The sequence below is a fragment of the Eisenbergiella porci genome (genome assembly GCF_009696275.1).
In the GTDB taxonomy this organism is placed as follows: Bacteria; Bacillota; Clostridia; order Lachnospirales; family Lachnospiraceae; genus Eisenbergiella; species Eisenbergiella porci.
In genome coordinates, this window is sequence record NZ_VUMI01000028.1 from 40,000 (window position 1) to 54,116 (window position 14,117).

Below are 14,117 nucleotides of genomic sequence, written 5' to 3' on the forward strand. Positions count from 1 at the left end.
ATATTTCTCCCTTCTTAAACTTTTAAAAGCCCTGCAGGGAAAACCCTGCAAGGCTTTTGCAATCGCTATTTTGCATAATCAGAAACACGGCTCTCCCTGATAACATTCACTTTAATCTGTCCCGGATATTCCAGTTCTGCTTCAATCGCCTTGGAAATATCGCGTGCCATCAGAATCATGTCCGCATCTGACACCTGTTCAGGAACTACCATTACCCGAATCTCTCTACCTGCCTGAATAGCAAAAGATTTGTCTACACCTTTGAAATTGTTTGCAATGTCTTCTAACTGTGTTAATCTGCTGGTATAAGTCTCCAGAGTCTCTCTTCTCGCGCCCGGCCTTGCTGCGGAAATTGTATCTGCAGCCTGAATAATGCACGCAATCAGCGTAGTGGGCTCCACATCACCATGATGGGACTCCACCGCATTGATAACCGTAGCGGATTCCTTATACTTTTTACAAAGTTCCACGCCAAGCTGAATATGGGAACCTTCCATCTCGTGATCCACTGCCTTGCCGATATCATGCAGCAGGCCGGCACGTTTGGCCATTCTCACATCTAAACCAAGCTCTGATGCCAGAAGCCCTGACAGCTGAGCCACCTCTATTGAATGCTTTAAAGCGTTCTGTCCATAACTTGTCCTGAACTTTAACTTGCCCAGTAACTTTACGAGTTCCGGATGAACACCGTGTACCCCAACTTCAAGTACCGCGGCTTCTCCTTCCTCTTTAATCATTACTTCGACTTCCTTCTGCGCTTTTTCCACCATTTCTTCGATTCTTGCCGGATGGATACGTCCGTCAACAATCAGCTTCTCCAGCGCAATTCTCGCTACTTCCCTTCTGATAGGGTCAAAAGAAGATAAAATTACTGCTTCAGGTGTATCGTCTATAATCAGATCCACACCGGTCAGCGTTTCAAGGGTTCTGATATTTCTTCCCTCACGCCCGATAATTCTCCCCTTCATCTCGTCATTCGGAAGCTGTACTACGGAAATCGTAGCTTCAGCCACATGGTCTGCCGCACATCTCTGAATGGCGGTTACCACATATTCCCTGGCTTTCTTGTCTGCTTCCTCTTTGGCCCTGCTTTCCATATCCTTGATCATCACGGCCGATTCATGTTTTACTTCATCTTCAACAATTTTCAATAAGTAATCTTTTGCCTGTTCGGAGGTTAATCCTGAGATTCGTTCCAGTTCCTGTACTCTCTGCTCGTTCAGCTTCGCGATCTCTGCTTTCTGCTTTGCTAACTCCTCTTCCCTGGCTGCCAGTACGGATTCCTTCTTTTCAATGGCATCCGACTTCTTGTCCACGTTCTCTTCCTTCTGCTGCACTCTTCTTTCAAAGCGCTGCACCTCGGCTCTGCGTTCCTTGATCTCCTTATCCAATTCGTTCTTTGCACGAATGGATTCCTCCTTCACTTCCAGCAGTCCCTCACGCTTTTTGGTTTCAGCAGCTTTCACCGCATCATCAATAATTTCTCTTGCCTTGTCTTCGGCGTTGCCGATTTTGGTCTCAGTTTCTTTCTTCCTATATGCAGAGGTTACTACAAATGTAACCGGGATAGAAATCAACAGAGTGACCGCTACTGCTATTACATAACTAAGCATAGACAGGAGCACCTCCTTATTAAATTTTCATTGTGCGAATATCTGTTATAGAATGTATGTACGCCAAACATTCTTATAAGCGATTTTACAACACTTCAATTTTAATAAATAACAGGTATTATGTCAAGTAGAAAAGCATATTTTGACCAAATTTCATAACTTTTGCACAAGATAACCTGTTATTCCCAGGAGTCCCCTTCTTCCAAATCATCGCAATTCATGGCTTTTCTTATCTTATCCGGCGAGAAACCCTTTCTGTACAGGAAAGCCTGAATCCGTCTTTTTTCTTTTAAATCCGCCTGTTTCGCATCAAAATGCTTCTTTCTGAGGAGCTCTTTAATCATAGCTTCCTCATTCTGAAGGCCATCCGCTTCCTGAACGGTGCAAAACGCCTCCTCAATACAGCTTCTGTCAACGCCTTTGCGTCTCAGATCGTCCTCCATCCGCCTGCGGCTTTTCGTTTCCATGTAGGTTTCCACATATCTTCTTGCATAAGCCTCATCATTTATGTACCCAAAGGATTCCACATAAGCAATAGCCTCTTCAATGACCGGAGGAGGATACTTTCCCTGCCGCAGCTTCTCTTCCATCTGCTGTCTTGTATATTCCCTGGACTTCAGCAGGTTCATGCAGCGCAGCTTCGCCCGCTTGGGGAGTACGTTCTCCATAATCTCCTCATAGACATGAGGGGGCAGTTCTCTATCCTGTGCAATACCGTATTTATGAAGTTCGCCTTTGTATAATACAAAGGCGAATTCTCCATCGATGCTGACTGCATATTTCGTTTTATTTATTGGTTCTGTCCTGGTAACAATCATTTCTGTTCTGCCTGCACGGCTTTAACCGCAGCGCCGGCGGCCGCCTTCACTTCCCTGCTGTCCTTTGCAGCTTTGGCTCCGGCAGCTTCCTTCACAGGTTCTTCCTTCCTGTCTGAAGCATCGGCTTCTTTCTTCTCGTCCAGCTTATAGTATGCGCGTACTTTCTTCTCGATTTCATCGCAGATCTTCGTATTTTCTTTCAGGAAGTTCTTCGCATTCTCCCTTCCCTGTCCGATCTTGTTTCCTTCGTAGGCAAACCATGCGCCGCTCTTATTGACAATATTAATATCCGCTGCCAGATCCAGAATATCCCCGACTTTGGAAATGCCCTCTCCGAACATGATGTCAAATTCCGCTTCCTTGAAGGGCGGCGCTATTTTATTCTTTACCACCTTGACACGGGTACGGTTTCCTACCACCTCCCCTGCCTGCTTCAGGGATTCGATCCTTCTTACGTCCAGACGGATGGTAGAGTAGAACTTCAGGGCACGGCCGCCGGTAGTGGTCTCCGGATTGCCGAACATGACGCCCACCTTCTCACGCAGCTGGTTGATGAAGATAACTGTACAGTTGGACTTGCTGATTACTGCAGTAAGCTTACGCAGCGCCTGGGACATCAGACGGGCCTGCAGGCCCACATGGCTGTCACCCATATCGCCGTCTATTTCAGCCTTGGGGACAAGAGCCGCCACAGAGTCAACAACAACGATATCGATGGCGCCTGAACGCACCATGGTCTCCGTAATCTCCAGAGCCTGTTCTCCGTTATCAGGCTGTGAAATATACAGGTTATCAATATCCACACCAATATTCTTCGCATAGGCAGGATCCAGCGCATGCTCAGCATCAATAAAGCCCGCAATGCCGCCCCTGCGCTGAACCTCAGCGATCATATGCAGGGTGACGGTGGTCTTACCACTGGATTCCGGTCCATATATTTCAACAATTCTTCCCTTGGGTATTCCGCCCAGGCCAAGTGCAATATCAAGGCTTAATGAGCCTGTGGGAATCGTCTCCACATTCATCTGCGTAGCCGGATCCCCCAGCTTCATGACTGCTCCCTTTCCAAACTGCTTTTCAATCTGTGCCAGTGCGGCGTCAAGCGCTTTGAGTTTGTCTTCTTTTTCCATTATGTTCTCCTTCTTATCCAGAACGGATGTTCTCTTTTTCTATAATAAAACATCTGTTCGTATTTGTCAATTCCCAACTTTAAATATAATATACAATATCAGGTGTCCGATAAAACTCCCTCAACAGGTATCCCTCCTTTATTTTTTATTGCATTGAAACGATTGGCGAAATGCCCGATTAGTTGTCCGCTCTATAGATGGAATGGACATGGCTGAATTCCTTCAGACAAAGGTGCACCGGTTTGGAACGCCTCCAGCAAAGATATGCTTTTTTGATTGTAACATAAACTTCATCCAAATGCCACTAAAAAAAGCATGCTTCCATAAAAAAAGGAACATGCCGGGATACTGTTCAGACGGGTCTGCGAATTTAGCTGCGCATACTGTACAAATATATAGCGGCAGCAGGCATCCGGCCTGTTGTGAGGCAAATTAAATGGCCGGATGTCCGCAACAGTTCAGTTTATCTGAACTGCCGCACATGCCGTAGTGTTGGGGCAGCAATCCATGCCCTCCCTATATTTTCTTCATATAACGTCCATAATCTTTAATAGTGGCTGTAACCCAGCCGCTGCTCGTGCTGGTGGTATAATTAAACCCGATTTCCAGGCCTACAGGGGTATAGAAAATAATATTGGTATCCGAATCCGAAAGGAAATCCTGAAGCTGTTCGTCATCCATCCGTTCCACAGCCTCGGCCGTTCCGTTCTGGTAAGCATCCTGATCCCTGAATTCTTTGGCCAGCTGCTCGTTATACTCTATCATTTCACCGTTGTCCAAAAGTTCGCCGCTTACCAGATCGATATTAATGCAGTAAAGCGAAATGTAGGATTCCTGGTTCATTGCATATTTTTCCTGAAGGACAATGCTGATTTTTTCCTCATCCATATAGGTTACATAACCAATGCTGGAGGTTGCGTAGGAGAGTTGCTCATCTTCACCCTGGGCATCCTTATAGTAGTTGTAAAGCTTGCTGTAATAAGTGGCCTCGTATTCAATCTCCTGGTTCAGCTCGTCCAGATGGGGAATATTCCCACCCTTCAGCTGCGGGTATTTTCCGGTTGCCGTAGCGCCCGTCTCGTCATCCACATAGCTGTAATCTTCCCATTCCACCGTATAACTGAGGTCGTCACGGATGGAATTGGCAATTGTTACATAGTAATCATCCTCCGGGCTGGGAACATAATCCCCTTCCTCTGTTTCCGGTTCATAGGTTCCACCGCCGCTGAAATCAGGAAGCTGGCTGTCATCGCCGCTGTCATAACCAAAGGGTATCGTTTCCTCAGGAACTGCCCCTCCGTAATTCTTGGAATTGGAAATACCGCTGCTGGCTTCCCTGACCGCACCCTTGACAATAATAAAAATAAGAACCATGACGATGCAGAGAAGCACCGCAATTACCGCTACAATAACCGCCGCCACGGTTCTGCTGTTGTTACGCTTCTGAGGGGGCATATTGGAGTAGGCTCCATAAGGCTGCCGGCCATATGGAGGCACTCCTCCCGGAGGGATTTGTCCATAGTAGCCGTTCTGCTGCGGTCCATACTGCTGCGAAGAGCCATACCGGGTATTATTCTGTCCGCCCTGCGCGGCGCCGGGCGCACCCGGGCCTGCCTGGCCTCCTGGCACATTTCCATAGGGCGGAATATTCTGCGCGCCGCAGGGAGGCATTCCCTGGCCGCCGGTCGGAATATTTTCATTTCCACAGGGAGACACAGGAGCCTGTGAACCGGCATTTCCATAAGGGGGGACCGGCGCCTGCCCGGCAGCGTATCCATAAGGAGGTACCGAAGCTTCACCGCCCGTCCCACAGGGAGGGACCGCAGCCTGTTCAACGGCATTCCCATCAGGAGCTTCCATCTCCGCTGCTCCTTCTGCTTTTGCATCCTTTTTATTCCGGTCATATCCGCAGCTTATACAGACACCGTTTTTCATCAGCGCCCCGCATTCCGGACAAAATCCATATTCTTCATCCTCGTACATACATTATCCTCCATTACTCAGGCCGGTTCTATCTGCCAAAAGCTTTTTCCTTCTTTCCCCTCTTCCCCGCAAAGCCGGAATCATACTTTTTTCCCGAAAGTCTTCTGACTGTAATATTCCAGTATACACTGACGCATCATCGTTAATGCGGCCGAAACCGCTGTTTCCCTTATCTTTGCCCGGTTCCCGCTGAAATGGAATTCCTTTACATTCGTGGTGCCGCACACATAACAGCCCATATAAATAAGTCCCACAGGCTTCTCAGCAGTGCCGCCGTCAGGTCCCGCAATTCCCGTAATGGAAAAGGTAACGTCCGCTTTCGTCAGAAGCGCAGTTCCTCTCGCCATTTCCTTGGCCGTCTGCGGGCTTACCGCGCCGAATTTATCCAGCGTGCCTTTTTTTACGCCGGCGATTTTTCTTTTTGCCTTATTGGAATAAGTAATATAACCTGTCTTGAAGACCTCGGAAACCCCAGGTATGTTAATCAGGCGGGCGGCAAGCATGCCTCCCGTGCAGGATTCAATGGTTGATACAGTCAGCTCGTTGGCCAAAAGCAGGTCAACCACCGCCTTTTCCAGCGTCACATCCTCTTCCGTGGTATATACGGCGCTGCCGAACCGGGATTTCAGTTCCTTCACCACCGGCTTTACCAGCTTCTTCGCTTCCTTTTCATCCTCAGCGCGGGCGGTAACACGCAGATGCACCTCTCCGGTCTTGGCATAGGGAGCCACCGTGGGATTGGCAAGGGCCTCCAGATCTGTAATCTGGCTTTCCACCTTGCTTTCGCCCATACCGCATATTTTTACGGTTTTGGAAAAAATAATCCCCGGCGCATCAGGGTTCTCCAGGCCCGTCAGAAAAGGCGCGATGCTGTTTTCAAACATCGGCTTCAATTCATTGGGAGGACCGGGAAGCAAAATCATCCGTTTTCCTTCCTTTTCCATGATAATACCCGGAGCAGTGCCGTTGTCATTGTCCACAACAATGGCTCCTTCGGGAACAAGCGCCTGCTTCTTGTTATTTTCCGTCATTTCCAAACCGCGTTCCCGGAAATAAGTTTCAATTCTTTCCAGGGAATGAGGGTCCATGGCAAGCTGCCTGTTCCATACGCCGGCGGCGGTTTCCTTTGTCAGATCATCCTGGGTCGGCCCAAGGCCTCCCGTCATAATCACAAGATCCGCCCGTTCCAGCGCCGTCCGTATTGTCCCCGCAAGCCTTCCGCTATTGTCGCCCACCACTGTCTGATAATAGCAGGACAATCCCAGCCCCGCACATTTCTCCGCCAGGTATGCTGCGTTGGTGTTGACTATGTTCCCCAGCAGAAGCTCAGTTCCTACCGAAATTAATTCAACTACCATACCGAACCTCTTTTCTCTATTTCTGGTCCTTCAGACAATCCTTGTTTTTCACAAGATAATCTACAAGGGACACTACCGTAAGAATCAGAGCCGCCCACATTACAATCGTCGTAACCAGGGAAAGCACCGGAATATCCGCTATCATGAGCACAATCATCACCATCTGGAAGGTGGTTTTGAATTTTCCCCAGTAGCTGGCCGCAATCACCACGCCTTTATCGGATGCCACCTGACGGAAGCCGCTGATGATAAATTCCCTGCTGACTATAATAATTACAATCCAGGACGGGATTTTTCCCATTTCCACAAGGCAGATCAAGGCAGAACATACAAGAAGTTTATCCGCCAGGGGATCCATGAATTTTCCAAAGGTGGTTACCAGGTTATATTTTCTGGCAATTTTACCGTCCAGCAGGTCTGTCAGGCTGGCGATGACAAACAGGGCCAGCGCAATCCACTTCCCGGCACCGCCGATGGGAACCAGCATGAATACCACAAAGGGTATGATCATTAGCATTCTCAGTATCGTAAGCTTATTCGGTAAATTCATCTTCCAGCTCTCCTATCAAATCATATTCATAAGATCCGGTAATCCGCACTTTTACGAAATCACCCGTCAACAGTTCTCTTGAGGTATTGACAAACAGCAGTCCGTCCACATTGGGGGCGTCCTTATAGGTTCTTGCCACATAGGCATTCTCCCCGTCCACCCTGCCTTCTATCATGGCAATGAGCGTTTTTCCCTTCATGTTCTCCGCCTTCTCAAAGGCGATTTCCTGCTGCAGCTCCATCAGCTCGGCCTGTCTGTCCTCCTTCACTTCCTGGGGGACCTGATTCTCCATCCGCGCCGCCGGCGTTCCTTCCTCCTGGGAATAGGTAAATACCCCCAGCCGGTCAAATTCCAGCTCATCCACGAAATTATACAGCTCTATATGATCCTCCTGCGTCTCTCCGGGGAATCCGCTGATAAGCGTGGTACGCAGACAGATATCCGGAATTTCCTCCCGCAGCCTGCCGATCCGCTCCCGCAGCTCGGCCTGATCGGTCCGCCTGCCCATCTGCTTCAATATCCTGTCTGAAGCATGCTGGATTGGCATATCCAGATAATGACAGACTTTCGGTTCTGTTTTTATCGTTTCTATTAATTCATCCGTAATTTCCTCCGGATAGCAGTATAAAATCCTTATCCAGTAGATACCAGGGATGGCGCAGAGCCTGTGAAGCAGCTGCGGCAGCTTCTTTTCGCCGTAAATGTCCTTCCCGTAAACCGTGGTTTCCTGGGCCACAAGAATCAGTTCCTTAACGCCGCCCTCAGCCAGTTCCCGCGCTTCCTTTTCCAGCACTTCCATGGGGACGCTGCGGTAATTGCCCCGCACCTTTGGGATAATGCAGTAGGTGCAGCGTTTGTCGCAGCCCTCCGCAATTTTCAGGTAGGCAAAATGGCCGCCTGTAGTGACGCTGCGGTGCTTACCGTAAACCAGCGCCGCATCCGGGTCCGTAATATGGTTGTGCTTCTCTCCTGCCGAAACCTCATCAATGGCGGCTGTCACCGCATCAATGGCCATGGTCCCCAGGATTTCATCCACCTCCGGGATTTCCGTCTGGATTTCTTCCTTATAACGCTGCGCCAGGCAGCCGGCCACGATAAGCGCCTTCAGCTGTCCGCTCTTTTTTAATTCGGCCATTTCCAGAATGGTGTTTATGCTTTCTTCCTTGGCATCGCCGATAAAGCAGCAGGTGTTGATTACCGCAGCCTCCGCTTCCGCCTCGTCATCCGTAAAGGTATGCCCCTTTTCGGCCAGCATCCCAAGCATCATCTCGGTATCCACAAGATTTTTATCACAGCCCAGGGAAATAAATAGTATTTTCATGCTTTCTTATGAAAAAAGAGAAATGCACACGGCAATTTCTCTTCTCCCTTCCCCCATTTTAATCTTCGGTTTCTTCATCTCCGAGAATTTTGATTTTGCCTTCATTCAGTTCTTCTACAGCAACGGATAAAGGCTTCATGCCTGTCTTCATATTTACTAACGGCTCATCGCCTCCGATGATCTGCCTTGCTCTTTTGGAAGTCGCCATAACGATGGAATAACGGCTGCTTACAATCTTGGTTTCGCCGGGCTCCACATCGCTGTTCACGACTTTCATTAAATCGGTATAAGAGGGATGTAACATTTTCATTCTCCTTTCACTAACGCGTCCAGCTCGGAACGCATATCAGCTATCAATTCCTTATTTCTTTTCGGACTTCTGCGAGATGCGGAAATAATGGAATGCATTTCCTTCACGCAGTCGTCCAGTTTATCATTGATTATGATATAATCATAATTTTCAATGTCTTCCGCTTCCTCTGCCGCGCGCGCAATACGCTGGCAGATGACCTCCTCGCTTTCGGTACCTCTTCCTTCCAGCCTTCTTTTTAATTCTTCCGCGCTGGGCGGCATGATAAATAAAAGAAGGGCTTCCGGGAATTTTTCTTTCACCTTAAGCGCGCCCTGGATTTCAATTTCCAGGATTACGTCCCGTCCGTTATCCAGACAGGCCTCCACATATTCTCTGGGCGTTCCGTAATAGTTGCCGCAGTAGCTGGCATACTCGATCAGCCCGTCCTTTGCAATCGCCTCTTCGAAGGTATCCTTATCCACAAAAAAATAGGATTTGCCTTCTTCCTCGCCCGGCCTGGGCTTTCTTGTCGTCATGGAAACCGACAGCGCATAATTATCATAGGTTTTGAGCAGTTCCTTCATCAATGTTCCCTTGCCTGCCCCGGAAAAACCGGATACGACAATCAGAATTCCCCTATGCTTCATCATTATCCTCCCGTTCGGCCTGCGCCCTGTTTGCAATGGTTTCCGGCAGAAGCGCCGACAGCACAAGCTGACCGTTCTCCATCACCAGCACCGCCTTTGTCTTACGTCCCTGCGTCGCGTCCACGGCCGTCCCCGTCTCTCTGGCTGTCTGCACCATACGCTTGATGGGTGCAGAATCAGGGCTGACCACCGCGATAATCTTTTCCGTATTTACAATATTGCCAAAACCGACATGGATAAACTGACTCATTGACCGCCTCCGCCATTATTCAATATTCTGAATCTGCTCTCTGACCTTCTCAATTTCCGTCTTCAGCTCAATCGCCCGGTCGGAGGTCTCCAGATCATTGGCCTTGGAAAGAATGGTATTGGCTTCCCGGTTCATTTCCTGGGCAATGAAATCAAGCTTCCTTCCGATGCTTCCGCCTTCACCAAGAGTTTTTTTCGTAGTCTCAATATGGCTTCTTAAGCGCACCAGTTCTTCATCCACACACACTTTATCGGCAAAAATAGTAACCTCCATAAGAAGACGGTTCTCATCCACCTGGGCATCCTCAAGAAGCTCTTTTACCTTATCCTTAAGCGTCTGTCTGTATTCCGCTATTATCTGCGGCGACCTTTCCTCAATAAAAGCCACGTTTTCCAGCATGCCGTCCAGCTTGGAAATCAAATCCTCCTTCAGGTTCTCCCCTTCGGTAATCCTGGTCTGTGACAGTCCTTCTGCCGCTCCCCTCAGCGCCTTTTCCAGCGTCTTCCAGATGCCTTCCTCATCAATGGCCTGTTCCTCCATGGAGAAAACCTCCGGGAATCTGGAAAGGGAGGAAACACGGATATCGTTGTCCAGTGAAAAATCCTCTGCCATCTGCTTCAGATACTGCATGTATTCCCCGGCAATATCCCTGTTGTACTTGATCGTCACATTGTTCTCTGTAAAATCTTCGTAGGTAATGAACAAATCCACTTTGCCGCGCTGGATATATTCTTTCAGCACGCTTCTTATGGAAGCTTCAAAAAAATTCAGCTTCTTTGGCATCTTTATGCTTACATCCAGATACCTGTGGTTTACGGACTTCATTTCTACGGTAATTTTACGTTCGGCCTCGCTGATTTCGCATCTGCCGAAGCCTGTCATACTTTTTATCATCAGTATTCCTCCAGAAAATACATTCCCATAATTCATTTTATTATAAAGCAATGCATGTGAGTAGTCAAGGATTTTGAGGGAGGTCGGAAAAAGGTATCGGGGGCGTGCTTCGCTTTGGTGGCGGCCGGCGGCTGGTTTCCCCTGGGCGGGGCGGCTGTGATGTTTTTTCGGATCCGGTCTCAAAAAAGGGGTGTTTCTAACTGTTCCTGTCTGTCGGAATTCTGCCAGCGCAGCCAAAACTCCTCTCACAGCGGCCGTTGGCCTGCTGTGTTCGTCAGACAGGCTGCTAAGGGCGGCAGAATTCCGGCAGGCAGGAGCAGTAAGAAACAACACCTTTTTTTCCAATGGATCTGAAAAAACATCACAGCCGCCCCGCCCAGGGGAAACCAGCCGCCGGCCGCCACCGGAGCAAAGCACGCCCCCGATACCTTTTTCCTGGTAGTGCAGGGAGGTCTTTTTATATTTACATTATATAAAACTTTATATGTCCAAACTTTACATTAAGATGGTTGTTCTTGACATTTGGAGGGGTGGTTGGGGATGGCAGGGTGAGGTAGAATTGGGGTATCAAAAGAACAGAAGAAAGGAAATGATAAATATGAATATGAGGAATGGTACATTGGAGAGTGGAGCTTTGCTGGATACGAATTTGGATACTACTTTTTTAAAGGTGGTCGCTGTTATTAGTATGCTTTTGGATCATGTGGGGGGGACTTTTTTTCCTGAATATCCTGTGTTCCGGTGGATCGGGAGGCTGGCGTTTCCTATATTTTGTTACTGTATGACTGTGGGGATGCTTTATACGAGAGATATTAAGAGGTATTTGGGGCGGATTGCGGTGTTTGCGGTTATTTCCCAGCCGTTCTGGATTCTTGCTTTTAATCCGCATGATTTTTGGGGGAATCTGACGAACTGGAATATATTTTTTACTTTGTTTATCAGTCTTTTGGCTGTGTGGGGTTTTAAGGAGAAAAAATGGTGGCTTTTTGCAGTTTCTACCTTTGTTATCTGTTTTTGGAATTTTGATTATTCTTTTACCGGAATTCTCCTTATGCTTATTTTTTATCTTTGCCGGAAAAAACCGGTATTGGGGGCTGTTTTGTATACGTTGAGTTACCTTCCGGCTCTGTTTGGAGGCAGTCTTGAGGATCCTTTGTGTTGGGTGATTGGCGGGCATCCTGTTGGTTTTGAAATTTTCTCGCTGCTTGCGCTGCCTTTCATTTATTTCCATACGAATACTTCCATTAAGCTTCCTAAGTGGTTTTTCTATGTGTTTTATCCGGCTCACCTGGCTCTCATTGCATTGGTGCGGTACTTTATGGGCTTTTAGATTTGGTGGTTTTCATAGTTTTATGGTTCTGTCCCCCTGACGGCGGTATTATCGGAGTTGTTCTGATAAGGCTGCCGGCAGGGGATTTTATGATCAGGGGCGGATTTTCATGCAATTGCGCGAGGAGGGATTTTCTGATATACTGGGGGTTGTATCTTTATTATGGAAACAGAGAGGGTAAGGTCATGGCATTTGACGGTATTACGATTGCAAATATAAGGAAAGAACTTGACGAGGCGCTCACCGGGGGACGGGTTTATAAAATCGCGCAGCCTGAGCCTGATGAGCTTCTTCTTACGATTAAGAATAATGGAACGCAGCAGAGGGTCACGCTTTCCGCTTCCGCTTCCCTTCCTTTAATTTATCTGACGGATAAGAATAAAACCAGCCCCATGACGGCTCCGAATTTCTGTATGCTGCTGCGTAAGCATATTCAGAACGGGAAAATCATCAGTATCAGCCAGCCGGGTATGGAGCGTATTATTAATTTTGAAATTGAGCATCTGGATGAAATGGGGGATGTGTGCAGGAAGCTACTGATTGTGGAGCTTATGGGAAAGCACAGCAATATTATTTTCTGTAATGATTCCGGGGTTATCATTGACAGCATCAAGCATATTTCGGGACTTGTCAGCTCTGTGCGGGAGGTGCTTCCCGGGAAGGAATATTTTATTCCGCATACGCAGGATAAACTGAATCCGCTCACGGCTTCGGAGGCGGATTTTATGGACAGGGTATTTGCGGGCAGCATGCCGTGTTTTAAGGCGCTGTATTCCGGTTTTACGGGCCTGTCTCCGGCCATCGCCCATGAGATTTGCTGCCGGGCGGGAGGGGATGCGGATCTTTCCACCGCCGCGCTGGATGAGGCGGGACGCAAGACGCTTTACCGCGCTTTTTCTGAGATGATGAGGGATGTTCGCAGCGGGGACTTTTCTCCCTGCATCGTGTATGAAAACGGGGTTCCTGCTGAGTATGCGGCGCTGCGGCTGACCTCTTATCCTGAGGCGCAGAGAAAGGATTATGCTTCCATCAGTGCTCTTCTGGAGGATTATTATGCGGAAAAGAATACGATTACGCGGATTCGTCAGCGTTCCTCCGACCTGCGCCGGATCGTTTCCACAGCGCTTGAAAGGAATATTAAAAAATATGATCTGCAGCTGAAGCAGATGAGGGATACGGAAAAGAAGGATAAATACCGCATTTATGGAGAGCTTCTGAATACCTATGGTTATGGGGTGGAGCCAGGGGCGAAGTCCATGACCGCCCTGAATTATTATACCAATGAGGATATTGCCATACCGCTGGATCCCATGCTGACAGCAGGGGAAAACGCGAAGAAGTATTTTGATAAGTACAACAAGCTGAAAAGAACCTTTGAGGCGCTCTCACAGCTGACGCTGGAGACAAAATCGGAAATCGACCATCTGGAATCGGTGAGCAATGCGCTTGATATTGCCCAGAAGGAAGAGGATTTGGTGCAGATCAAGGAGGAACTGATCGAGAGCGGGTATATCCGAAGAAAAGGCGGTTCAAAAAAAGTAAAAGTTACCAGCCGTCCCTTTCATTATGTAAGCAGCGATGGTTATGACATTTATGTTGGGAAGAACAATTATCAGAATGATGAGCTGACCTTCAGGTTCGCTTCCGGAAATGACTGGTGGTTCCACGCCAAGGGGATGCCCGGTTCCCATGTCGTGGTGAAATCCCGGGGCGACGAGCTTCCTGACAGCACCTTTGAAGATGCGGCCAGGCTGGCCGCCCATTATTCCAGGGGGCGCGGGCAGGAGAAGGTGGAAATCGATTATACGGAAAAAAAGAACGTGAAAAAGCCAGGCGGCGGTAAACCCGGCTTCGTTGTGTACTATACCAATTATTCGATGATGATCGATTCGGATATCAGCGCGTTAAAACAAATTGAGTAAAAGGCAGGT

At 48.3% G+C, this 14,117-nt stretch carries 13 protein-coding genes; 2 read left to right on the forward strand and 11 right to left on the reverse strand.

Features of this window, described 5'->3' with window-relative positions; translation table 11 throughout:
- Nucleotides 1–65 precede the first annotated feature (65 nt).
- The 11 genes from rny to FYJ45_RS16725 all read right to left on the reverse strand — a co-directional run bounded on the left by rny (nucleotide 66) and on the right by FYJ45_RS16725 (nucleotide 10,856).
- Nucleotides 66–1,613 carry a ribonuclease Y gene (gene rny, locus FYJ45_RS16675; RefSeq protein ID WP_021636667.1) on the reverse strand — a complete coding sequence of 516 codons (1,548 nt, stop codon included), beginning with the start codon at nucleotides 1,611–1,613 and terminating at the stop codon, nucleotides 66–68.
- Between the two features lie 179 nt (nucleotides 1,614–1,792).
- A complete protein-coding gene (locus FYJ45_RS16680) occupies nucleotides 1,793–2,431 on the reverse strand; it encodes a regulatory protein RecX (RefSeq protein WP_021636668.1) in 639 nt (212 codons plus the stop codon).
- The gene (gene recA / locus FYJ45_RS16685; RefSeq protein ID WP_021636669.1) at nucleotides 2,428–3,561 is read right to left on the reverse strand and encodes a recombinase RecA; all 1,134 of its coding nucleotides are present in this window, start codon (nucleotides 3,559–3,561) and stop codon (nucleotides 2,428–2,430) included. Before recA ends, FYJ45_RS16680 begins: the two co-directional genes overlap by 4 nt.
- A gap of 516 nt (nucleotides 3,562–4,077) precedes the next feature.
- Complete coding sequence (locus tag FYJ45_RS16690; RefSeq protein ID WP_154465923.1) at nucleotides 4,078–5,544, reverse strand: zinc ribbon domain-containing protein; 1,467 nt, start codon at nucleotides 5,542–5,544, stop codon at nucleotides 4,078–4,080.
- Between the two features lie 80 nt (nucleotides 5,545–5,624).
- On the reverse strand, nucleotides 5,625–6,902 hold the full coding sequence (locus tag FYJ45_RS16695; protein ID WP_154465925.1) for a competence/damage-inducible protein A: 1,278 nt from the start codon (nucleotides 6,900–6,902) through the stop codon (nucleotides 5,625–5,627).
- Between the two features lie 16 nt (nucleotides 6,903–6,918).
- On the reverse strand, nucleotides 6,919–7,452 hold the full coding sequence (pgsA, locus tag FYJ45_RS16700; RefSeq protein WP_154465927.1) for a CDP-diacylglycerol--glycerol-3-phosphate 3-phosphatidyltransferase: 534 nt from the start codon (nucleotides 7,450–7,452) through the stop codon (nucleotides 6,919–6,921).
- Nucleotides 7,436–8,773, reverse strand: coding sequence for a 30S ribosomal protein S12 methylthiotransferase RimO (rimO, locus tag FYJ45_RS16705; RefSeq protein WP_154465929.1), 1,338 nt, complete (start codon nucleotides 8,771–8,773; stop codon nucleotides 7,436–7,438). Before rimO ends, pgsA begins: the two co-directional genes overlap by 17 nt.
- 58 nt (nucleotides 8,774–8,831) lie before the next feature.
- Nucleotides 8,832–9,077 carry a DNA-directed RNA polymerase subunit omega gene (rpoZ, locus tag FYJ45_RS16710; RefSeq protein ID WP_035322025.1) on the reverse strand — a complete coding sequence of 82 codons (246 nt, stop codon included), beginning with the start codon at nucleotides 9,075–9,077 and terminating at the stop codon, nucleotides 8,832–8,834.
- Nucleotides 9,078–9,079: 2 nt separating this feature from the next.
- The gene (gene gmk, locus FYJ45_RS16715) at nucleotides 9,080–9,712 is read right to left on the reverse strand and encodes a guanylate kinase (protein ID WP_154465972.1); all 633 of its coding nucleotides are present in this window, start codon (nucleotides 9,710–9,712) and stop codon (nucleotides 9,080–9,082) included.
- Nucleotides 9,702–9,962 (reverse strand): DUF370 domain-containing protein, encoded by a 261-nt coding sequence (locus FYJ45_RS16720; RefSeq protein ID WP_154465931.1) that lies wholly within the window; start codon nucleotides 9,960–9,962, stop codon nucleotides 9,702–9,704. The genes gmk and FYJ45_RS16720 overlap by 11 nt, the downstream gene beginning before the upstream one ends.
- 15 nt (nucleotides 9,963–9,977) lie before the next feature.
- Nucleotides 9,978–10,856 carry a YicC/YloC family endoribonuclease gene (locus tag FYJ45_RS16725; protein ID WP_154465933.1) on the reverse strand — a complete coding sequence of 293 codons (879 nt, stop codon included), beginning with the start codon at nucleotides 10,854–10,856 and terminating at the stop codon, nucleotides 9,978–9,980.
- A 688-nt stretch (nucleotides 10,857–11,544) separates the two neighbouring features.
- Here FYJ45_RS16725 and FYJ45_RS32750 point away from each other — a divergent pair.
- Nucleotides 11,545–12,186, forward strand: coding sequence for a TraX family protein (locus FYJ45_RS32750; protein ID WP_235930854.1), 642 nt, complete (start codon nucleotides 11,545–11,547; stop codon nucleotides 12,184–12,186).
- A 185-nt stretch (nucleotides 12,187–12,371) separates the two neighbouring features.
- Complete coding sequence (locus FYJ45_RS16735) at nucleotides 12,372–14,108, forward strand: Rqc2 family fibronectin-binding protein (protein WP_154465937.1); 1,737 nt, start codon at nucleotides 12,372–12,374, stop codon at nucleotides 14,106–14,108.
- The last annotated feature ends 9 nt before the right edge of the window (nucleotides 14,109–14,117 follow it).

Bases quoted from the DNA above. Each gene is read 5' to 3' on its own strand.
- FYJ45_RS16735 (WP_154465937.1), top strand. From the start codon at position 12,372: ATGGCATTTGACGGTATTACGATTGCAAATATAAGGAAAGAACTTGAC.
- rpoZ (WP_035322025.1), bottom strand. From the start codon at position 9,077: ATGTTACATCCCTCTTATACCGATTTAATGAAAGTCGTGAACAGCGAT.
- FYJ45_RS16720 (WP_154465931.1), bottom strand. From the start codon at position 9,962: ATGAGTCAGTTTATCCATGTCGGTTTTGGCAATATTGTAAATACGGAA.
- FYJ45_RS16690 (WP_154465923.1), bottom strand. From the start codon at position 5,544: ATGTACGAGGATGAAGAATATGGATTTTGTCCGGAATGCGGGGCGCTG.
- pgsA (WP_154465927.1), bottom strand. From the start codon at position 7,452: ATGAATTTACCGAATAAGCTTACGATACTGAGAATGCTAATGATCATA.
- FYJ45_RS16695 (WP_154465925.1), bottom strand. From the start codon at position 6,902: ATGGTAGTTGAATTAATTTCGGTAGGAACTGAGCTTCTGCTGGGGAAC.
- FYJ45_RS16680 (WP_021636668.1), bottom strand. From the start codon at position 2,431: ATGATTGTTACCAGGACAGAACCAATAAATAAAACGAAATATGCAGTC.
- rimO (WP_154465929.1), bottom strand. From the start codon at position 8,773: ATGAAAATACTATTTATTTCCCTGGGCTGTGATAAAAATCTTGTGGAT.
- gmk (WP_154465972.1), bottom strand. From the start codon at position 9,712: ATGAAGCATAGGGGAATTCTGATTGTCGTATCCGGTTTTTCCGGGGCA.
- FYJ45_RS16725 (WP_154465933.1), bottom strand. From the start codon at position 10,856: ATGATAAAAAGTATGACAGGCTTCGGCAGATGCGAAATCAGCGAGGCC.
- FYJ45_RS32750 (WP_235930854.1), top strand. From the start codon at position 11,545: ATGCTTTTGGATCATGTGGGGGGGACTTTTTTTCCTGAATATCCTGTG.
- recA (WP_021636669.1), bottom strand. From the start codon at position 3,561: ATGGAAAAAGAAGACAAACTCAAAGCGCTTGACGCCGCACTGGCACAG.
- rny (WP_021636667.1), bottom strand. From the start codon at position 1,613: ATGCTTAGTTATGTAATAGCAGTAGCGGTCACTCTGTTGATTTCTATC.